Source organism: Lyngbya sp. CCY1209 (assembly GCF_055795065.1).
In genome coordinates, this window is the sequence record NZ_JAYFER010000026.1 from 1 (window position 1) to 260 (window position 260).

Annotated in this window: 1 protein-coding gene; it reads right to left on the bottom strand. The window is 48.5% G+C overall.

Annotation, left to right across the window (positions count from 1 at the left end; all coding sequences use genetic code 11):
• A partial coding sequence (locus AC0QHF_RS00130) for a reverse transcriptase N-terminal domain-containing protein (protein WP_324702168.1) occupies positions 1-260 on the bottom strand: 260 nt, incomplete at both ends.

Below are 260 nucleotides of genomic sequence, written 5' to 3' on the forward strand. Positions count from 1 at the left end.
AATTTAGGTTCCCAGTAGGGTTCCATTGCCATCTTGACCAAGGCTTGCTTGGCTCTATCTCGGATTGTTGGGATTCCTAGAGGGCGTTTTTCATCCCGTCCGGGTTTTGGTATCCAGACTCTCCGTAACGGTTTGGCTTTAAATTTTCCTTTGATTTCCTCAGCTAGTTCAAACCTTTGCTTAGGGGATATCGCTACCACACCGTCAACTCCGGCTGTCTTCTTGCCTTGGTTGTCTTGGGTTACTCGCCTTACCGCTAG